This is a genomic window from Pseudoalteromonas fenneropenaei (assembly GCF_042643375.1).
Lineage (GTDB): Bacteria > Pseudomonadota > Gammaproteobacteria > Enterobacterales > Alteromonadaceae > Pseudoalteromonas > Pseudoalteromonas fenneropenaei.
On sequence record NZ_JBHRSD010000029.1, the window covers coordinates 110,051 to 130,215 of the forward strand.

General features: G+C 45.8%; 15 protein-coding genes. 12 read left to right on the top strand and 3 right to left on the bottom strand.

Annotated features, from left to right (window positions below):
- The first annotated feature begins 77 nt into the window (after positions 1-77).
- The 4 genes from fabB (at position 78) to ACFOEE_RS15715 (ending at position 5,996) form a co-directional block, all read left to right on the top strand.
- On the top strand, positions 78-1,292 hold the full coding sequence (fabB, locus tag ACFOEE_RS15700) for a beta-ketoacyl-ACP synthase I (protein ID WP_377126337.1): 1,215 nt from the start codon (positions 78-80) through the stop codon (positions 1,290-1,292).
- Between the two features lie 237 nt (positions 1,293-1,529).
- On the top strand, positions 1,530-3,665 hold the full coding sequence (locus ACFOEE_RS15705; RefSeq protein WP_377126340.1) for a TonB-dependent receptor: 2,136 nt from the start codon (positions 1,530-1,532) through the stop codon (positions 3,663-3,665).
- Positions 3,666-3,836: 171 nt separating this feature from the next.
- The gene (locus ACFOEE_RS15710) at positions 3,837-4,964 is read left to right on the top strand and encodes a 4-phosphoerythronate dehydrogenase (RefSeq protein ID WP_377126343.1); all 1,128 of its coding nucleotides are present in this window, start codon (positions 3,837-3,839) and stop codon (positions 4,962-4,964) included.
- 15 nt (positions 4,965-4,979) lie between these two features.
- Complete coding sequence (locus ACFOEE_RS15715) at positions 4,980-5,996, top strand: aspartate-semialdehyde dehydrogenase (RefSeq protein WP_377126346.1); 1,017 nt, start codon at positions 4,980-4,982, stop codon at positions 5,994-5,996.
- Between the two features lie 134 nt (positions 5,997-6,130).
- On the opposite strand, the gene ACFOEE_RS15720 is transcribed toward ACFOEE_RS15715, so the two are convergent.
- Positions 6,131-6,322: a hypothetical protein gene (locus tag ACFOEE_RS15720; protein ID WP_377126349.1), complete on the bottom strand. Its 192-nt coding sequence runs from the start codon at positions 6,320-6,322 to the stop codon at positions 6,131-6,133.
- Between ACFOEE_RS15720 and ACFOEE_RS15725 the strand changes: the two genes are divergently transcribed.
- From ACFOEE_RS15725 to purF, 7 genes are all read left to right on the top strand, one after another.
- Entirely contained in the window at positions 6,321-11,345 is a 5,025-nt protein-coding gene (locus ACFOEE_RS15725) for a FimV/HubP family polar landmark protein (protein WP_377126352.1), read from the top strand. The two genes, ACFOEE_RS15720 and ACFOEE_RS15725, sit on opposite strands and share 2 nt — an antisense overlap.
- 124 nt (positions 11,346-11,469) lie before the next feature.
- A complete protein-coding gene (truA, locus tag ACFOEE_RS15730) occupies positions 11,470-12,267 on the top strand; it encodes a tRNA pseudouridine(38-40) synthase TruA (RefSeq protein WP_377126355.1) in 798 nt (265 codons plus the stop codon).
- A 116-nt stretch (positions 12,268-12,383) separates the two neighbouring features.
- A complete protein-coding gene (gene accD / locus ACFOEE_RS15735) occupies positions 12,384-13,259 on the top strand; it encodes an acetyl-CoA carboxylase, carboxyltransferase subunit beta (protein WP_377126358.1) in 876 nt (291 codons plus the stop codon).
- A gap of 26 nt (positions 13,260-13,285) precedes the next feature.
- Positions 13,286-14,545 (top strand): bifunctional tetrahydrofolate synthase/dihydrofolate synthase, encoded by a 1,260-nt coding sequence (gene folC / locus ACFOEE_RS15740; RefSeq protein ID WP_377126361.1) that lies wholly within the window; start codon positions 13,286-13,288, stop codon positions 14,543-14,545.
- 13 nt (positions 14,546-14,558) lie between these two features.
- Positions 14,559-15,221: an SPOR domain-containing protein gene (locus tag ACFOEE_RS15745; protein ID WP_377126363.1), complete on the top strand. Its 663-nt coding sequence runs from the start codon at positions 14,559-14,561 to the stop codon at positions 15,219-15,221.
- Between the two features lie 61 nt (positions 15,222-15,282).
- A complete protein-coding gene (locus ACFOEE_RS15750; protein ID WP_377126366.1) occupies positions 15,283-15,777 on the top strand; it encodes a CvpA family protein in 495 nt (164 codons plus the stop codon).
- An 18-nt stretch (positions 15,778-15,795) separates the two neighbouring features.
- On the top strand, positions 15,796-17,322 hold the full coding sequence (purF, locus tag ACFOEE_RS15755; RefSeq protein ID WP_377126368.1) for an amidophosphoribosyltransferase: 1,527 nt from the start codon (positions 15,796-15,798) through the stop codon (positions 17,320-17,322).
- A 299-nt stretch (positions 17,323-17,621) separates the two neighbouring features.
- Here the strand turns inward: purF and ACFOEE_RS15760 are convergent, their stop codons facing one another.
- A complete protein-coding gene (locus ACFOEE_RS15760) occupies positions 17,622-18,221 on the bottom strand; it encodes a Yip1 family protein (RefSeq protein ID WP_377126371.1) in 600 nt (199 codons plus the stop codon).
- A gap of 395 nt (positions 18,222-18,616) precedes the next feature.
- Between ACFOEE_RS15760 and miaE the strand changes: the two genes are divergently transcribed.
- On the top strand, positions 18,617-19,396 hold the full coding sequence (gene miaE / locus ACFOEE_RS15765) for a tRNA isopentenyl-2-thiomethyl-A-37 hydroxylase MiaE (protein WP_377126374.1): 780 nt from the start codon (positions 18,617-18,619) through the stop codon (positions 19,394-19,396).
- A gap of 40 nt (positions 19,397-19,436) precedes the next feature.
- Here miaE and ACFOEE_RS15770 read toward each other — a convergent pair whose 3' ends face one another.
- Positions 19,437-20,159: a UDP-2,3-diacylglucosamine diphosphatase gene (locus tag ACFOEE_RS15770; RefSeq protein WP_377126377.1), complete on the bottom strand. Its 723-nt coding sequence runs from the start codon at positions 20,157-20,159 to the stop codon at positions 19,437-19,439.
- Positions 20,160-20,165 lie beyond the last annotated feature (6 nt).

Here is a 20,165-nt window from a genome sequence, read left to right on the forward strand (position 1 = left end):
CGCTGGAAAGCTGACCACTTTGCAGTGAGTTTCAGCGTAAAATAATTGCAATTAAGTATATTTCTAAGGGAATTCCCATGAGAAGAGCCGTTATTACGGGGATCGGTGTGGTTTCGAGCATCGGTAACAACAAGCAAGAAGTACTAGAATCATTAAAAGCAGGCAAAAGCGGTATTGCACACAACCCTGAGTTTGTGGAATACAACTTACGCAGCACAGTATCGGGTAAAATTGATATCGATGTGAAAGAGTTTGTTGACCGTAAAGCCCACCGTTTCATGGGCGATGCTGCGGCATTCGCTTATATCGCAATGGCAGAAGCTATTGCTGATTCAGGTTTAGCAGAAGATCAAGTCTCTAATGAGCGCACTGGCCTCATCGTTGGCTCAGGTGGTGGTTCATCTAAGTACCAAGTTGAAGCGGCAGACATTTTACGTGAGAAAGGCGTGAAGAAAGTCGGACCATACATGGTGCCACGTACTATGGCGAGTACCACTTCTGCATGTTTGGCAACGCCATTTAAAATCAAAGGCGTAAACTACTCAATCAGTTCAGCTTGTGCGACTTCTGCGCACTGTATCGGTAACGCAGTTGAGCAAATTCAACTTGGCAAACAAGATGTGATCTTTGCCGGTGGTGGTGAAGAGCTACACTGGACATTAGCCATGGAATTTGACGCGATGGGCGCGCTTTCTACCAAATATAACGAAACACCAGAAAAGGCATCACGTACTTATGATGCTAACCGTGACGGTTTTGTTATTTCTGGCGGCGGCGGTATCGTGGTAGTTGAAGAGCTTGAGCACGCGTTAGCGCGCGGCGCGCACATTTATGCAGAAATCGTTGGTTACGGTGCAACCTCTGACGGTTTTGACATGGTTGCACCATCAGGCGAAGGTGCGGTGCGTTGTATGAAGCAAGCATTGGCGACCGTGAATGGTAAAGTGGATTACTTAAATACCCACGGCACTTCAACGCCTGTTGGTGATGTGAAAGAGCTAGGCGCCATCAAAGAATTGTTTGGTAATAATTCACCTGCCATCAGCTCAACTAAGTCGATGACAGGCCACGCATTAGGTGCAGCTGGTGTGCATGAAGCGATTTTCTCATTGCTAATGTTAGAAAATAACTTTGTGGCGCCCTCTATCAATATCGATGAGCTAGACGCAGAAGCGGCAGGCTTAGATATCGTAACTGAGCGCCGTGACGCAGAGCTGAATATCGTCATGTCTAACAGCTTTGGCTTCGGTGGTACTAACGCTACGTTGGTGATGCAAAAGTACAAAGCATAAATGTTGCGATAAAATCACTAAAAAGCCAGGCTCAGCCTGGCTTTTTTGTTTGTTGTTTATCCATGATTTTCCTGTCTTTTCGCCGCAATATCGGCACCTGAATACCTTGCAACGTAGTTGTTTTCTGTACGTGGTAAATATTGCAGTAAAAATAACAATGAGAACAATTTGCAATAATTAACTTGCTGTTTTAGTATGCCCGCGCAAATAACAATCATAGTTAAAAGGAAACCAGCCATGCGCCTTGGCACTACCTCTGTCTCTTTACTTGCCTTAATGGTTCATACCACACTTTACGCTGATAACACTCACTCGCAGTCTGATATCCCTCCAGAGCGCATCGTAGTAACAGGCTCACGTGTGGCAGAAAGTATGGACGAAGTCCCAGCGTCCATTACTATCATTACTCAGCAGGATATTCAGGCGCAAATGCTCGTTAATCCTGAAATGCAAAGCATACTAGCGAATTTGGTGCCGGGTTTAGCAGCGGATACGGGCTCTTCAAGTAACTCAGGGCAAACCTTACGTGGCCGCAATCCGTTAGTGATGATAGACGGTGTACCGCAATCGACACCACTACGAAACGGTGCTTTGGATGTACGCACCATTGACCCCAGTGCCATTGAGCGCATTGAAGTCATCAAAGGGGCAACGTCGATTTATGGTAACGGCGCAGCGGGCGGGATTATCAACTTTATTACCAAAAAGGCCAGCGCTGGCAGTGCGCTAAGTGGCGAAGCAAGTTTAAGCAGCCGTTTTAGTGCGGTGAAAACCGCTGAGTCGGCAGGTGTGCGGGCTGCGGGGTTAGTGCAAGGTCAAATCAACCAGTTCAACTACTTAGTCAGTGCTAGTTATGAAGAAAACGGCGTACAACGTGACGCCGAAGGCGATATTTTAGGCTTGCAGTATGGATTGTCGGATGCGGTAACGGAAAACGTCTTTGTTAAGGTCGGGTACGATTTTGACCAAGATAAAAGCCTAACGGTGAGCTTTAACCAATATAGCTCGCAGCAAAAAACCGATTTAGGTGATGTGGTTAATGACATCAATAGTGGCGAAAAAACCTATGCCATTCATGTCCCAGTGGAGCTACAAAAACAAGGTAAGCCACAAGGCCCCGATGGCAACACTAACTTTAGCTTAAAGTACGTTGATTACGCGCTTTTTGACAATACCCAGTTGAATATTGATGTTTATCAGCAAACCATTGAAAACGTGTTCTTCTACTCACCGCGTTTGGCTAATCCCGATTTAGGTTTAGATGGTGGCCAATCTATTATTCGCTCAGAAAAATCCGGTTTGCGTACCACCTTTAATTCGCGCTTTGAATTTGATGGCTTTAGCACCACTTTAATTTATGGTATTGATGCGCTGGAAGACACCAGCTCGCAACCTTTAGTTGATGGCCGCATGTGGGTGCCAGAAATGGCCATGAAAAGTTTGGCGGGCTTTGTGCAATCTAAGTGGTTGTTTGGCGAAGATTTAGTGTTAAAGGCTGGGGTAAGGCAGGAAAACATCGACTTAGAGGTTGATGATTATGAAACCCTGAAACTTTGCTCGTCGCCAACACAATGTTCAACCGCAGTAAAAGTCAAAGGGGACACCTTAGATTACCGTGCGACCACCTATAACCTTGGCCTTAAATATAACTGGCACGCGTATTTTAGTCCGTTTATTAGTATTTCACAGGGTGCCGATATTTCTGATCTAGGCTTGTTGCTACGCGCAGCAACCGTAACCGATATCGCGGATATTCAAACTGAAGCGGCTATTATCGACAACTATGAACTGGGCTTTAGTTCACAATTCAGCACCACGCGCTTTGAGTTGGCGCTATTTCGTAGCACCTCAGAGCTCGGCACTTCCAACAAATTTAACGCGCAAACTGGCATTTACGAACCAGTACGTGCGCCACAAGAAATCTGGGGTGGTGAGGCACTGTTAAGCCATAAATTTACCCCAGCATTGTCGATGACGGCGAGCTACAGCTATGTGGAAGGTAAACAAACCGATACCGACACTTATTTAGGCGCGCGGCAGATAAGCGCACCCAAGGCAACGTTAGCGCTAAAATGGCAAGCAACCGATGCGCTCACCCTAAATTTAGATAGCATTTATGTCGGTGATCGTAAGCGTTTTGCGCCAAATAGTGCTGGTAAGTATGTGGCGGATCAAGCGCCGGTTGACAGCTATTTTGTGACTAACTTAAGTGGCAGCTATCAATTTGCAGCCAATTGGCAAGGCTACTTTGCGGTACATAACCTCTTTAACCTCGACTATTATCCAGCAAAATCACAATCGTATGCCTATGGCAGCTATAACGTCAAAGGTGTCGGCAGCACGGTAAATTTGGGAGTGAAAACCCGCTTCTAAGTTAATTTTTAGATAACCTAAGTGTGGATACGTGTGCTTTACTGGCACGTATCTGCAACTTTTTCCCAGTTACCATGCCTCTTATTTGTATCGCTTAACGCCTGCCTTTTTTTCGCTATTCGGTTACAATAACCCATCTAACAGCATGCCCCTAAATAACAAAGAGCGTTTATGAAAATCCTTGCCGACCAGAATATGCCGTTGGTTGAAGCATTTTTCGCCGAATTTGGTGAAGTTACCCGTTTTGATGGCCGTAGCCTCACGCCTGAGCAACTAATTGACGTTGATGTCTTGTTGGTGCGCTCTGTCACTAAGGTCAATGCCGCGATGTTGCAAAATGCCAATAAACTGAAATTTGTTGGCACCGCGACCATTGGTGTGGATCATGTTGATAGCGTGTATCTAGCCGAGCGTGGTATCGCTTTTAGCAGTGCGCCGGGTTGTAACGCCATTGCAGTGGCGGAATACGTGATTAGCGTGATGTTGGCGTTTAGCCAAGAAAACGCCACGCCACTTGCGGGAAAAACTTTAGGTATTATTGGGGTAGGTAATATCGGCCAATGCTTACGTGAAAAAGTCGCAAGCTTAGGTATGAAATTGTTGTTATGCGACCCGTTACGTCATGAGGCTGGCTCTTTGCCAGAGCACGTGGATGTGGACACGGTATTGGCAGAGGCTGATATTGTCACTTGCCATGTGCCGTTAGTGAAAACCGGTGCACATTGCACCAAGCACTTAATAGATGCACAGCGTTTAGCAAGGCTGAAACCAAATGCTTGGCTTATCAATGCCAGCCGAGGTGATGTGATAGATAACCAAGCGTTATTACAACATTTGCAGCGTGGTGCAGGCTGGCAAGTGGCGCTTGATGTGTGGGAAAACGAGCCGCATATCCTAACCGATTTGTTAGCTTATGTGCGTTTTGCTACGGTCCATATTGCTGGCCACACCTTAGAGGGCAAAGCTCGCGGCACGCAAATGCTTTATCAAGCTTGGTGTCAATTACAAGGGTTAAACGCAGATAAAGCATTGGCAGCGTTTTTACCTGAGCCAGCTGTAACTGCATGCCAGTTGCAAGCAACATTCACAGACGCCGACTTAGGCCGTTTGGTGCATTTAATTTACGATGTGCGCCGTGATGATGGCTTATTGCGTAGCCGCTTAGCGGCAGATGGCTTTGATTATTTAAGAAAGAATTATCCTGTTAGACGTGAATTCAGCACGTTGACCATAACCAATGCAAACGATTTTGCGCCAGTATTAGCGCAGCTCGGCTTTGCGGTGGTAGCAACACATTAACCGACGAGGACATCCATGTCACAGAAATACAATGTTGCCGTTTTAGGTGCAACTGGCCTGGTAGGCAAACAAATTATCGAAATTTTACAAGAGCGTCGTTTTCCGGTTGATACCTTGTATCCATTAGCAAGCAGCCGCAGCGCAGGCGACGAAGTTGAGTTCAACGGAAAAAAATTGACCGTGTTGGATGTGGCTGAGTTTGATTTTGCCAATGCGCATATTGCGTTGTTTTCAGCAGGCGCGAGTGTTTCTGAGCAATACGCACCGATTGCCGCAGAAGCAGGCTGTGTGGTAATCGACAATACCTCGCAATTTCGTTACGACTACGATGTGCCATTAGTGGTGCCGGAAGTAAACAAAGAAGCGCTGGCGGATTTTCGTAATCGTAACATCATTGCCAACCCAAACTGTTCAACCATTCAAATGCTGGTGGCACTTAAACCAATTTATGAAGCTTATGGTATTGACCGTATTAACGTCTCTACTTATCAGTCGGTATCTGGTGCGGGCAAAGAAGCTGTCGAAGAGCTAGTGCGCCAAACGGCGAATTTGATGAATGGTCGCCCGATGGACAACGAAGTGTTTCCAAAGCAAATCGCGTTTAACGTCATTCCGCAAATCGATGTATTCCAAGAGAATGGCTATACCAAAGAAGAAATGAAAATGATTTGGGAAACGCAAAAAATCTTGGGTGATAGCACAGTGATGGTGAACCCAACGGCGGTACGAGTGCCGGTATTTTATGGTCACTCTGAAGCGGTTCATTTAGAAACACGTATGCCGTATGACTTGCAACACGTCAAAGACTTGCTACGTGACGCACCAGGGGTTGAATTGATTGAAGACGAGCAAGACTATCCAACGCCAGTGAGCGACGCCAGCGGCAGCGATGCAGTTTACGTCGGCCGTGTGCGTCAGGATTTATCACACCCGCATGGGTTAAACTTATGGATTGTGTCTGACAATATCCGTAAAGGCGCGGCGACCAACAGCGTGCAAATTGCTGAAGCTTTAATCGAATCTTACCTGTAACAGTTTAACCACTGAGCTGGCAAACAGCTCAGTGGTTGTCAAAAAATTGCCGCTTTGCGGCAACCCTCGCTATCCCGTTATCTTTTTGAAATACAGTTGCTTTTTGAGAGTCATCCTTTTATCTGATAAGGATGTTAATTTTCAATATGTTGCAATGGATATTCAGCACTTTCTGGTTTATAGTTTGCATGTGGAATAGAGCTTGCTAATAGAAATAATAACAATACCACGGCAATCAGCTTGCTGTGTTGGTAGTTTGCAATGAGTTTTTTAAAATGGTGGAGCAATGCTGCCATTTTAAATGTTTGAACAGAAAGGATCAGCATGCGCGGTTTAGCCTTATTTTGTATCTTAGCGTCTGCACTGCTAGTGACTCCGGGCCATGCCCAAGAGGGCACCCCACTTAAGGGCCCTAAAGGAGTCGATTATGGCATGCAAGGGCGAGCAGTCGGGCCAATTAAGCCCACCGATACCTTGTGGCGTATTGCCGCAAAAGTGCGTCCTGACGAGTCGGTTACTATTTATCAGGTGATGGTGGCTCTGTACGAGAAAAATCCTGATTCTTTCTTGGATCAAAACCTCAATCACATGCGCAGTGGCGCCTATCTACAGATCCCGTCGATGGGCGAGATCAGACAAATCAATCCCAATTTAGCTCGCCAGCGTTCAGAGCAAGACGATGAACTATGGGAAATGAAAAAAAATGGCATGCTAGATAATGCCACCATAGAGCAAGCTAAGAAAAAGGTCACCCAAGCCCGTAAAGTGGATGTTGAAGAAGCCAAGCAAGAGCTTGAATCCGCGATCAAAGACATTCGTATCGAACAAGACGCGCGTTTAGTCGAGCTACAAAATCAATTTAAGAACTCAGTCAAAAGCGTTGAAGAAATCCTTGAAGAAAATGGCAAGCTGAAAAAGCATTTAGGCTCCATTTCGAAAGAGCTAGAAACTGTACGTAAACAACTTGGTGAAGACAGTGAGATTCAAAAGCAATTGAAGGAAGTGATTGACCTTCAAAATGAACTCATTGCGCAGCAAGAGGCAAAAAAAAAACAGGGGACTGAACTCGGATTAGACTTAACCAGTCCACTTGCCATTGCTTTACTGGCAACTATCCCAGGCTTGTTAGCGATAACAGGCTTAGTGCTATTTTTACGCAAGCGCAAAGCTAAAAATGCGGTTGCCGATGACGATGATGAATTCCTCCCACAATCACCACGTAAAGCTGACCCCGATCCGCTTGATTTAGGCCCAGCTGCAGCAGGTGCTGCGTCTGTTGGTGCAGTTGCTGGTGCCGCCATGGCGGCAAGCGCAGAGCCAAGCGTGCAACTTGACGACGACATGCTGCCGGACGACGACATCATGTTCGATGACTTAGACGAAGATGCATTTGAAGAAGGTAGCAATACGCTCAATCAAGACGAACTTAACAGCCTGCTTGGCGACGATATTTCGTTTGATGATGACGCCGATATTGACACCTCCACCGATATCCTCGGTGATGACGGTGACTTAGACGACTTCTTACAACAAAATTTTGACGAAGAGCATGAAAACGAGATTGACCTCGATTTGGATGCAGGCCCAGATAACTCAGGCGATATTTTAAGTGCCGATGATATTGACGACCTTTTCAATGAATTAGCTGCCGAAGACGATGCTTTAGACATTGGTGACGATAACACTTTAGATGTGAGCGACGATGCCCTTGCTGCACTTAGCGAAGAGCTGGCGACTGATGTGCATAACGATGTAGATATTGATGCCATTCTCGACGATGCGGCAGATGATGAAGGAGAGTTTGATCTAGACAATATCGATTCGCTGTTGGACGAGGTTGCCGCGACAAAGGAGTCGGTTGATGAAGGAAACGCAATAGCGACCGAACTAGAAGACGAAGCAGATATAGATGCATTGCTTGATGGAGTTCAGGACGAGAGTGAGCTAACACCAACGAATCTGGACGATGATAATTTTGACCTAGAAGATATTGATGCGCTGCTAAATTCGGCTGCTGATGAGCAACACGCTGAAGTAACTGATGAAGCACTCGCGGCTCTACGTGAAGATGCGTTACCTGAGCTTATCGAAGAAGACGACTCGTTAGACGACTTAGATCTTGATGACTTGGACTCGCTGTTAGAGCCAGAATCGGAAGAACTGACAGCAGAAGACGAAGCGCTACAACAAGAGGTCGCTGTTGCTGATGACAAAGCGTTGCCTGAGCTTATCGAAGAAGATGATTCGTTAGATGAGTCATTAGACGAGCTAGATCTTGATGATTTGGATTCACTGTTAGAGCCAGAATCGGATGAGCTGATAGCAGAAGACGAAGCGCCACAACAAGACGCTGCGCTCACTGAAGCCGATGAAGAGGCGTTGCCTAAGCTTGTCGAAGAAGACGATTCGTTAGATGAGTCATTAGACGAGCTAGATCTTGATGATTTGGATTCATTGCTAGAGCCAGAATCGGAAGAACTGAAAGCAGAAGACGAAGCGCCACAACAAGAAGCCGCGCTCACTGAAGCCGATGATGAAGCGTTACCTGAGCTTGTCGAAGAAGACGACTCGTTAGACGACTTAGATCTTGATGATTTGGATTCACTGTTAGAGCCAGAATCGGATGAGCTGATAGCAGAAGACGAAGCGCCACAACAAGAAGCCGCGCTCACTGAAGCCGATGATGAAGCGTTACCTGAGCTTGTCGAAGAAGACGATTCGTTAGATGACTTAGATCTTGATGATTTGGACTCATTGCTAGAGCCAGAATCGGATGAGCTGACAGCAGAAGACGAAGCGCCACAACTAGAAGCGGCGCTCACTGAAGCCGATGATGAAGCGTTACCTGAGCTTATCGAAGAAGACGACTCGTTAGACGACTTAGATCTTGATGATTTGGATTCATTGCTAGAGCCAGAATCGGAAGAACTGACAGCTGAAGACGAAGCGCCACAACAAGAAGCTGCGCTTACTGAAGCTGATGAAGAGGCTTTACCTGAGCTTGTCGAAGAGGACGATGCGTTAGATGACTTAGATCTTGATGATTTGGATTCATTGCTAGAGCCAGAATCGGAAGAACTGAAAGCAAAAGACGAAGCGCCACAACAAGAAGCTGCGCTCACTGAAGCCGATGATGAGGCGTTACCTGAGCTTCTCGAAGAAGACGATTCGTTAGATGACTTAGATCTAGAAGACTTAGATTCACTGTTAGAGCCAGACACAGATGAGCTTGATAACGACGAGGACATCAGTGCTTTATTAGAAGCAGCAGAAGATGAGTTAAGCAACACCGATGAGTTATCACCCGTATTGAGTGAGGACTCTGAACTTAATGACGATGATGAAGCGCTTATCAGCGAAATTGACGCACTACTTAGTGGCGAAGAGCTTAGTAAAGATGAGTTCGGTAGTGAAGAGCTGGGCGGTGATGAAGATGAGGACGAGACGCGCGAGGCGTTGGGTTTTGATCCACTTGCAGAGGGTGAAGATCAAGATTTAGTTGATGGTAGTGAACTTTTAGCTGAGCTGGATGCGTTACAGCAAACCGCATCTGTGCCAGACACGAGCAGTGATGCCAGTTCTGAAGGGTTGCCAAGCGAAAAATCGTCCGAGGAGCAACTGTCAGAAGAACTAAATGCCCAAGAGTTTGACGAGCATTTTGTTGACTCAAGCGAACCGGAAGAAGAATTCGACAGTGCAGGCCTTAAAAGCGTTGAGGAACTGCTGAACGAATTACAACAACAAGAGGAAGAATTGCCTGTTGCTCCAGCTTGGGACGACCCTCTAGACGCCGATGTTGCTGAGCAAGAAATCGACTTGGGCGACGATCCGCTAGTCGAAGACATAGATTTATTGCAAGAAGAAGAGCGTATTGAAGACGCTGTAACGCCCAGCAAAGAGCTAGATGATTACCCTGAGCTTGAGCTTGCCGCTGAAGAAAGCTTCAACCTTGATGATTTAGATGAACGAGTGGCAGATGACACGACGTTACCCGAAGAGCCTACTTTAGGTGAGTTAGTTGATGTCGATGAGGGTGAAGAACCAACACTGGATCTGCATGAATTTGACTTGGACAACGAGACACCAGCGGCCTTAGAAACATCAGCAGAAGCATTAGAGGATGACCTACTTGCTGATTTAGACTCAGATGAGTTTGCTGACGAAGTCTTGCTAGCTGAAGAGGAAACGGATACTGAGGAAGAAGCGCCAGTAGCTGAGCCCAAAAGCGAAGACGACGAATTTGCCATTGCAGATAGTCAACTTGAGGAAACATCAGCAGAAGCATTAGAGGATGATTTACTTGCAGCTTTAGACTCAGATGAGTTTGCTGACGAAGTCTTGCTAGCTGAAGAGGACACGGATACTGAGGAAGAGGCGCCAGTAGCTGAGTCTGAAAGCGAAGACGACGAATTTGCCATTGCAGACAGCCAACTTGAGGAAACATCGGCAGAAGCATTAGAGGATGATTTACTTGCAGCTTTAGACTCAGATGAATTCTCTGATGATGCGCTGATCATGGACGAAGATGATTTAGCAGAAGCTGAATTTGCGCTCGAAGATGATTTTGCAGACGAGCTCAGCGAAGTTGAAGGTGCAGCCCCTGCATCGGAGCCTGCGGAGAAAGTCTCAAAATCACCAGAAGACTTTTTAGCCGATCTGGATGCCGCCTTAGAACAAGATGGTGCTGAGTTTGAATGGGAAGCAGACGATGCAACGCAGGAAGAAGAGCATGAAGACACCCCTGATAGCACGGCAACAGCTCATAATGGCACTGATGCGCCTGTTACAGAGCCAGCAGCAACTGAACCCGCTAAGCAGCCTGATGTCGCATTAGATATTAATGAGGCGGCCATTGACGAGGAGTTCATGGCTGATTTCTCGCAGACGGATTTCGACGCTTTACTAAATGAGCTGGCTGAGCCTGAAGTGGTATTGGATGCCGATGCTGACGAATTTGCGGTAGATTTTGATGCGTTACTCGCTGACGAAGATTTACCTTCAAAAGCCGAACTCGCCTCAAACACGCCAGAAATTGCCAGCGAAGCGTTTTTAGATATTGAGTCTTTGCTAGAGCAAAGCGATGAAGCTGAACTTGATCATGAACCTTATGACGCGGTTAATATGGATGTCGGTCTTGGTGATTTTGAGGAATTTTTGGCGGGTGATAACCCTGTGGATGTTGATGCCGAAGACGGTGGCTTCTCTGCAAAGCTTGACCTTGCCAGAGCGTATCTTGAAATTGGCGACTTGGAAGCCGCAATGGAAAGCTTGCAAGCAGTCATTAACGATGGGCCGCAGCACATTCAAGCAGAAGCTCAAACTTTAATGGAGCAAATCAAACCGAGTTAAGCTCGAAGAGCTGTGACGCCTACGGTGGTAATCATGAGTAAAGGGCCAAATCAGGCCCTTTACTTTTAAAGTTGTGCGGATTTGCATACAATGCGCGCCTGAGTTTTGAGGATGAGTGAGAAATATGCGTATCGCGTTAGGTATCGAATATCAAGGGGCTAACTACAGCGGTTGGCAACGACAAAACCACGTCAACAGTGTGCAGCAAGAGCTGGAAACTGTGCTATCGCGAATTTGCGCTCATCCGGTTGAGGTTTTTTGTGCAGGTAGGACCGATGCTGGGGTACATGCTACAGGCCAAGTGGTGCATTTTGATACCGATGCCAATCGTGACATGCCTGCTTATACCTTAGGCGTCAATTCGCAGCTGCCTGACGATATCGCGGTGCGCTTTGCCACTGTGGTTAGTGACGATTTTCATGCCCGTTTTAGCGCTACCGCGCGCCGTTATCGCTATGTGATCCTAAATCACGCGTTTCGACCTGCGATTTTACGTAGCGGTATCACTCATCACTATCCAAAATTAGATGCTGAACGTATGCACCAAGCTGCACAAGCACTGCTTGGCGAGCAAGATTTTAGCTCATTTCGCGCGGTACATTGCCAGTCGCATACGCCATTTCGCAATATTCATCATGTTGATGTGAGTCGCACAGGCGATTACGTGGTGATTGATATTAAAGCCAACGCTTTTTTACACCATATGGTGCGCAATATCACCGGGACTTTGCTTGATATTGGTAGTGGTAAACTGCCGATAGAATGGATGAGTGAATTACTGGCGTTAAAAGACCGTACTAAAGCCAGCGCGACAGCCAAAGCCAATGGACTATACTTAGTAGACGTTGACTATCCAGCGGAATTTGCCATTCCTAAGCAGCCACTTGGTCCTTTATTCTTACCCAATAAGGACATCGACTAGTTTTTCAAGGACTAAACCGACCAGTTTTTGCTATTACTTAAGGTTAATCCGTGATTTAATTGCTGCAGTTTGTCTGCAAAGACCGCGACACAGATTTAAGCACGAGAGAGTTGCAAATGAGTTGGTTAGAAAAGATTTTACCTAAGACGTCTAAATCTTCGACGAAAAAAGAAATCCCAGAAGGCGTATGGGCAAAATGTTCGGATTGTGATGCGATTTTATACAAGGCCGAGCTAGAAAAAGCCCTGCATGTTTGTCCAAAATGCGATCACCACATGCGTATGACGGCACGTAAGCGTCTTGAGCATTTCCTCGATGAGGGCGACCGTGTTGAACTTGGCGTACAACATGAACCGCAAGACGTGCTGAAATTCAAAGATTCAAAAAAATATTCAGACCGTATTGTGCAAGCGCAAAAAGCCAGTGGCGAAAAAGACGCGCTAGTGGCAATGAAAGGCCGTTTAAAAGGTATTCCAGTTGCGGCAGTGGCGTTTGAGTTCAACTTTATGGGTGGCTCGATGGCCTCTGTAGTTGGTGCGCGTTTTGTTGACGCTGTAGACGAATGTTTAAAGCACAATATGCCGTTAGTGTGTTTCTCAGCATCGGGCGGCGCACGTATGCAAGAGGCATTGATGTCTTTAATGCAAATGGCGAAAACCAGTGCGGCGCTTGCAAAAATGAGTGAGCGTGGCCTGCCGTTTATTTCGGTATTAACTGATCCAACTATGGGTGGTGTATCGGCTTCACTTGCCATGCTTGGCGATATTAACGTGGCTGAACCAAAAGCGCTTATCGGCTTTGCTGGTCCTCGTGTTATTGAGCAAACCGTGCGTGAAAAGTTGCCAGAAGGCTTCCAGCGTAGTGAGTTTTTGCTAGAGCATGGCGCGATTGACATGATAATTGACCGTCGTCAGATGCGTGACAGTCTAGCGCGTATTCTTGCTAAGTTCATGAACTTGCCATCTCCTGAACAAGAGCATAGAGTAGCGTAACTTTTTCATCGCAGTACAAAGCTACTATGTCACAAAACATTCCTAGCCAATCATCGTCGCTCGGTGATTGGCTTGCTTATTTAGAACGTATTCACCCTAAAACCATCGACATGGGTCTAACCCGAGTTGAACAGGTTGCTCGTCAAATCGGTTTGCTTGAACCATTTAGTAACATCATCCTCGTTGCTGGCACTAACGGCAAAGGCACCACTGCACGCTGTTTAGAGGCTTTACTGCTAGCGCAAGGCTATTCGGTTGGGACTTATGCTTCGCCGCATCTAATTCGCTACAACGAGCGGGTGCGTATTAATGGTCAAGAAGTCGCAGATCAATATCACGTAGATGCGTTTTGCGAGATTGAACAAGGCCGAGGTGATACCAGCTTAAGCTATTTTGAGTATGGTACTTTGGGCGGGCTTGCGATATTCAAGCGCTTTGCTGTGGATTATGTGGTACTTGAAGTAGGTTTAGGTGGGCGTTTTGACGCAACTAATATCGTGACGCCTATTGCTTCTGTGATAACGACCATAGATCTTGACCACAAAGAATATTTAGGTGATACCCGAGAGCTAGTTGGCTATGAAAAGGCGGGCATTTTCCGTACAGGCGTGCCTGCTATCGTTGGTGAGCGAAACATTCCGCACACAGTGACAGATTATGGCCAAGCAATCTCGGCAGATATGGTGTTAAGTGGCCAAGATTTTCGCTTTATTCCACATGAAGCGACCTTTGAATGGCACTACCAAGGATTGATGTACCAGTTTGTTAACCCAGGTATTCCTGCGCAAAATGCGGCTACGGCATTAACTGTGCTGGCTAAACTAAATTTATTGCCTGAGCTTGATATCATTAGCAATGTGCTGGCAAATCTTAAAGTTGAAGGGCGTTTTCAACAGCTAAGTGCAGCACCGCTGGTCTATACCGACGTGGCACATAATCCTGAATCTGCCCGCTATCTTGCCTACAAGTTGGCAGACTATGCCAACAAAGGCTTTAAAATCCACGCATTAGTCGCTATGCTTGCGGATAAAGACAAAGCCAATGCCATTGCAGCACTGACTGATGTAGTTGATACTTGGTCTGTGGCCTGTTTGTCTGGCCCACGAGGTGAGTCATCTGGTGTGATAGCGCAAATGCTAGGGAACGTTGAGCAGCATGTTGCAGGTGAGTACTCTGACGTAACGAGCGCGCTTAAGCATATTTTGCCATCTATGGATGATAAAACTCTGCTGATTATCTTTGGCTCATTTTTTACAGTGGCGGAAGCCATTGAATACTGGCAGTAAAAGAGGCAACTAAGTGAATTCTGCATTCGTAAATCGATTAGTCGGAACCTGTATCGTGGTCGTCGCCGCGGTGGTGTTTATCCCAAACATTCTGGACGGTGAAAAAGTGCACCATCAAGAAACGTTTCCAGCTATTCCTGATAGGCCAGAATTCACTACCATAGATCTTCAAGCTGAGGTTGATGCAAAAGCGGACGCCGCAAAGGCACCAAATGAAGTCGCAATTGAAGATGAAACGGCGCTTGATGCGGATGGCAAAGATTTTGTCGCCGCATTAAATGAACCTGTGGACGACGGTGTAACTACAACGAGCGAAGAACAGGCGCAAGCAACAACAGAAAATCTCAGTGATGCGACTGTGCCACAACCAGAAGTAAAACCTATCATGCCTGAAGTAAAACGTCCGAGTACGCGCAACTCCAATCTTGATAAATCAGCCTATGTCATTCAACTTGGTAGCTTTTCACATAAGGCAAATGTAGACGCCTTGGTGAAGAAGTTACGTGATAATGGCTTTGACACGTTCACTAAACCTGTACAAACGCCGAACGGCACGCTGACTAAAGTGTTTGTCGGGCCGACCACAGATAAAGCCGCTCTTGAGTCTAAGTTGTTGGAACTTAAGAAGTTAACCAAACTAAATGGTAGACTCACTGAGTTTGAAGCTGCAAAATGATCTGGTAATTTGCCATGTCGTCTTATAGAATGCGCCCCAAATTGACGACTTGTTGGTAATTATGCATTGGGTTGATTACGCCATACTCGGCTTAGTTGGATTGTCCACATTTTATGGATTGATCCGCGGCTTTGTAAAAGAAGCAATGGCTTTGACCGTATGGATCGGCGCATTCTTTATCTCCAGCATGTTCTATCAATATCTCTCTACCTTCCTGACATTCATTTCAGAACCCCTTTTAAGAAATGCAGCCGCAATTGCCATACTTTTTATTGCGACTATCCTGTTGGGAGGGTTTATTAATTTCGTTCTTAGCGAGCTTGTGCAACGAACGGGATTATCCAGCACTGATAGGGTCTTTGGCCTAGTATTTGGTGCACTTAGAGGCGTGTTAGTCGTTAGCGCCTTATTGTTCTTCCTGGATGCTTTCACCAATGCGCCGCAAACAACTTGGTGGTCGTCTTCTAAATTAATTCCTGAATTCGGCTTTGTTATTGAGTGGTTCTTTTCTTATCTAGAACACAACTCAAGCTTTCTGAATCCAGTAACCCGTTAATCGGCGAGGAAATATTTAATGTGTGGTATCGTTGGGATAGTCGGTAAGTCGCCAGTAAATCAGGCGATTTATGATGGCTTAACTGTTTTGCAACATCGCGGCCAAGATGCAGCTGGCATCATTACCATAAACAACAATACATTTAGTCTGCGTAAAGACAACGGCTTGGTAAAAGACGTTTTCCATACGCGCCATATGAAGCGTCTACAGGGCAACATAGGTATCGGCCACGTTCGTTACCCTACTGCAGGCTCTTCGAGTTCAGCCGAAGCGCAGCCTTTTTACGTTAACTCGCCATACGGTATCGCACTGGCTCACAATGGTAACTTAACCAATGCCGAGCAGCTTAAAGAATTGATCTTTAAGCAAGCGCGCCGCCACGTGAACACCACATCTGACTCTGAAATCCTGCTTAATGCGCTAGCGCACGAGCTTGGTAAGAGCGACAAGATGCAGCTTGATGCTGAAGATATGTTTAAAGCCATTAGCGCTTTAAACCAAATCATTTCTGGTGGTTACGCCACAATCGCGATGATTATCGGCCACGGTATGTTGGCGTTTCGCGACCCACATGGTATTCGTCCGTTGGTGTTTGGTAAGCGTGATACTGAACTGGGTGTTGAGTATATGTTTGCCTCAGAAAGCGTTGCGCTGCAAACAGACGGTTTTGAGTTTATCCGTGACGTAGCGCCAGGCGAGGCAATTTATGTTACAGAAGATGGTGAGTTTTACTCACAGATCTGTGCAGAAAAAACCATGCTTGCACCATGTATTTTTGAATTTGTGTATTTCGCTCGCCCAGACTCTGTTATCGATAAAATGTCGGTCTATGCGACGCGCGTGAACATGGGTACTAAGCTTGGTAAGAAAATTGCGCGTGAGTGGGCAGACAAAGAAATTGATGTGGTTATCCCAATCCCAGAAACCTCATGTGATATCGCACTAGAAATCGCGTCTGAGTTAAAACTACCATACCGCCAAGGTTTTGTGAAAAACCGCTATATCGGCCGTACTTTCATTATGCCGGGCCAAGAGCTACGTAAGAAGTCAGTACGTCGTAAGCTCAATGCCATCGACCGTGAATTCAAAGGCAAAAATGTCCTGTTAGTAGACGATTCGATTGTGCGAGGCACTACCTCGGCACAAATCGTTGAAATGGCCCGTGAAGCTGGTGCGAAGAAAGTGTATTTTGCCTCAGCAGCGCCAGAAGTACGTTTCCCGAACGTGTATGGTATCGACATGCCATCGGCGACTGAATTAATTGCTCACGGCCGTGAAGTAGAAGACATTAATGCTTATATTGGTGCTGATGGTCTTATCTATCAATCATTGAGCGACCTAATCGCCGCTGTTGGACAGGAAAACACCGAAGTAACGCGGTTTGAAACCGCTGTGTTTGACGGCAAGTATATTACAGGTGATATTGATCAGGCTTACCTCAATCGTATTGACGCGCAGCGTAATGACGCCGCTAAAACTGAGCGAGAAGAGGCGATGTCATCAGGTCTTGAATTACATAATCAGGAAGCTGATAACAACGAATAATGCATAGCCACACTCGGCTTGCTTATAGCAAATGAAAAAGGAGCGCAAGGCGCTCCTTTTTTGTTGCTAAGGACGTTAGACTTTGCTTACTGCTTACCAACTTACATCGCCATTTGCCACAACGTATGACACATGCTGCAACAAAAAGCTCTAAAGTTGGTCTCACGTTGTTCTGCTTATAACAACGTAATCCTTTACTGATTGTATTCCGTTACATTCAATTCCTGTTTACTTGCCTAGCTACACTCAAGCTAGCTCTAAACAGCTCATAGTTATCAGCCAGCCTAAAACAGGGTATATCAGGTAAATGTAGGACTGACAATGCCATTTGTCCACAAAATTGCCGTTGCGGCGAGAATGATCACCAATAAAATGAGGCCGCAGGTCACCACTGAACTGGCATAAATAAAACCTCGCTCTTCTGGGATATGCATTAAAATTGGCACGCCTGTGTACAGTAAATACACCGAGTAACCTAACGCAAGCATACCCACGCTCGCGACAAACCATAACTCTGGATAAAACGCCGCAAAGGCTGACATAAACATTGGGGTTGCTGTGTAGGCTGCTAACTCAAGCGTTTGAGTAAAGGTGGGTGCTGCACCAAAAGTGACCGCCATCCAATGGGCAAGATACGAAAGTGCAAACACTCCTAAGATCAGCGCACAATACATTGCAACACCAATTAATAGCGCACTTTCATGGGTCAAATATACAGGGTCGCCAGTGCCAATACTCCAACCAAGATAAACCGAAGAATAGTAGCCCATTAAACTTGGGATCAAAGCGATAAGTGCAATGTGAGATAAACTGTATTTCACGTTTTCATGGCGATTGTCGATGGTTTGCCATTCTTCAATCGGATGGGCATATAAGCCCCATAGGTGATTTAGAATCATATTTAGCCCCTTAAATCAAAAAATGCTGTTTTATTTTTATACAGCTTAAATTAGGTATGAGCGACCGTTGATTTTTTGTCAAGGGAATAAAGTTACAAACGTTAACGTAAATGTTACTGGGTGAAATTTCGACATTTTACGTTAACGTCAACTTGTTGGAGCGTTCTTTTTTTGTCTAGACATGTTTGGAATACGCAAAAATTTTGCAATCTGAGCTGAGTAAAAGCGTAACCTCTTAATTTAAAACTTATTCTAAACAAAGGTTGGTCGATACGTTATGTGGTCAACAAGACTCGATACAAAATGTTCTGTATCCTAGAGATGAGGTTTCTTGTCAACTTGTGTTAAACTGGCGCTGTTTTAGTTAGCTGATTGCACATGAGTTCAGGTAGTTTATGTTAGATAAGTACAGCGCGTTACTGGCGCCTATTCATGAATTTTTGCAGTGTGAAACTCCTGCTGAGTGGTTAGATGAAGCACGCAAACCGGAAAATTTACCTGTGGTTTTGACCGATCACTTGGTCTGTGAGCTGAAAGCCGCGCAATCGGCAATGTATTTAATCCGCAAATATGCAGTAGACGCACAAAGCGGTGAGGCGCTATTGAATTGGCTTAAGCCGTTTGAAGACTTTACTTATCGCAAAGAAGGTAATTGGCAGGAGCTGTTAAAGTTCAATAATCTGAGCAAAGCTATGTTGCCCAAATCTGGCACACCTTATGGGCAAGATTTGATAGATAAAATGGTGTTATTAATTAAAGAAGAGCTGCATCACTTTTATCAAGTACTGGAGATTATGGCCAATAAAGGTATTGCTTATGACAATATTACCTCCAGTCGCTATGCCAAAGGGTTATTACGTCATGTCACTACTCATGAGCCGCACACACTGATTGATAAACTGATTTGTGGTGCTTACATTGAAGCGCGTTCGTGTGAGCGTTTTGCTAAATTAGCGCCACTGGTTGATGCTGAACTCGGTGAGTTTTATATCTCATTGTTACGCTCTGAAGCGCGTCATTATCAAGATTACTTGAAATTGGCTGAGGAAATCGCTGGCCATGATATCAGTGAGCGAGTGGCTTACTTTGGTCGAGTGGAAGCTGAGCTTATCTCATCAATTGATGAAGATTTTAAATTTCATTCCGGACGACCAAAATTAGCAATGGCGGGTTAGGGGTAGCATTTTATATTGCACCCCAATTTTAAAACGATGCTTAAAGCGGCTGAAAGACAAGTTCTAGGCCGTTTTCACTCGCCATCAAGTAACTACTTTGATTGTACCAGTCGCCAAGTACGGTGCGCGTGCTGCCCAAAATTTCATTGTGATGTACTTTAGGCCTGTGAGTGTGGCCGTGGATCATGTCTTTTACCGCAAAACGGCTAAACATCTCGCTGACCCCAGTTTGCGTTACGTCCAGCACTTCTGGGGGTTTATTCATCTGGCTGAGTTTGCTTTTTTCACGCGCGTTACGCGCCACGCGCTGACGATACCAAAGGGGTAGGGCGAGCATCAGCCTTGGCCACCACCAACCGCGACTTTTTTTGCGAAAGGCCTGGTATGCTAAATCCTGCGTACACATTTCATCGCCGTGCAATATCAGTGTTGGGGTGCCATAGAGGTCAATCACGCTTTGCTCTGGTAATAGTGCTATACCTGCTTGCTGTGCAAAGCGTTTACCGAGCAAAAAGTCACGGTTACCATGGATAAAATACAGAGCAATACCGCGTTGGCTGAGGGCATTTAAGCGTGTCGCGATGTCTTGGGTAAACTGCGTTTGATAGTCATCACCGACCCAAACTTCAAAAAAATCACCGAGGATATAGAGGGCATCGACCTCGTTTGTCATATGCTGGTCTAAAAAGCGGTAAAACGCGCTGACGATATCAGGACGATTTTCACTTAAATGCAGGTCGGAAATAAAATAGCTTTTGCGCATAAATTA

Bases quoted from the DNA above. Each gene is read 5' to 3' on its own strand.
- fabB (WP_377126337.1), top strand. From the start codon at position 78: ATGAGAAGAGCCGTTATTACGGGGATCGGTGTGGTTTCGAGCATCGGT.
- ACFOEE_RS15705 (WP_377126340.1), top strand. From the start codon at position 1,530: ATGCGCCTTGGCACTACCTCTGTCTCTTTACTTGCCTTAATGGTTCAT.
- ACFOEE_RS15710 (WP_377126343.1), top strand. From the start codon at position 3,837: ATGAAAATCCTTGCCGACCAGAATATGCCGTTGGTTGAAGCATTTTTC.
- ACFOEE_RS15715 (WP_377126346.1), top strand. From the start codon at position 4,980: ATGTCACAGAAATACAATGTTGCCGTTTTAGGTGCAACTGGCCTGGTA.
- ACFOEE_RS15725 (WP_377126352.1), top strand. From the start codon at position 6,321: ATGCGCGGTTTAGCCTTATTTTGTATCTTAGCGTCTGCACTGCTAGTG.
- ACFOEE_RS15720 (WP_377126349.1), bottom strand. From the start codon at position 6,322: ATGCTGATCCTTTCTGTTCAAACATTTAAAATGGCAGCATTGCTCCAC.
- truA (WP_377126355.1), top strand. From the start codon at position 11,470: ATGCGTATCGCGTTAGGTATCGAATATCAAGGGGCTAACTACAGCGGT.
- accD (WP_377126358.1), top strand. From the start codon at position 12,384: ATGAGTTGGTTAGAAAAGATTTTACCTAAGACGTCTAAATCTTCGACG.
- folC (WP_377126361.1), top strand. From the start codon at position 13,286: ATGTCACAAAACATTCCTAGCCAATCATCGTCGCTCGGTGATTGGCTT.
- ACFOEE_RS15750 (WP_377126366.1), top strand. From the start codon at position 15,283: ATGCATTGGGTTGATTACGCCATACTCGGCTTAGTTGGATTGTCCACA.
- purF (WP_377126368.1), top strand. From the start codon at position 15,796: ATGTGTGGTATCGTTGGGATAGTCGGTAAGTCGCCAGTAAATCAGGCG.
- ACFOEE_RS15760 (WP_377126371.1), bottom strand. From the start codon at position 18,221: ATGATTCTAAATCACCTATGGGGCTTATATGCCCATCCGATTGAAGAA.
- miaE (WP_377126374.1), top strand. From the start codon at position 18,617: ATGTTAGATAAGTACAGCGCGTTACTGGCGCCTATTCATGAATTTTTG.
- ACFOEE_RS15770 (WP_377126377.1), bottom strand. From the start codon at position 20,159: ATGCGCAAAAGCTATTTTATTTCCGACCTGCATTTAAGTGAAAATCGT.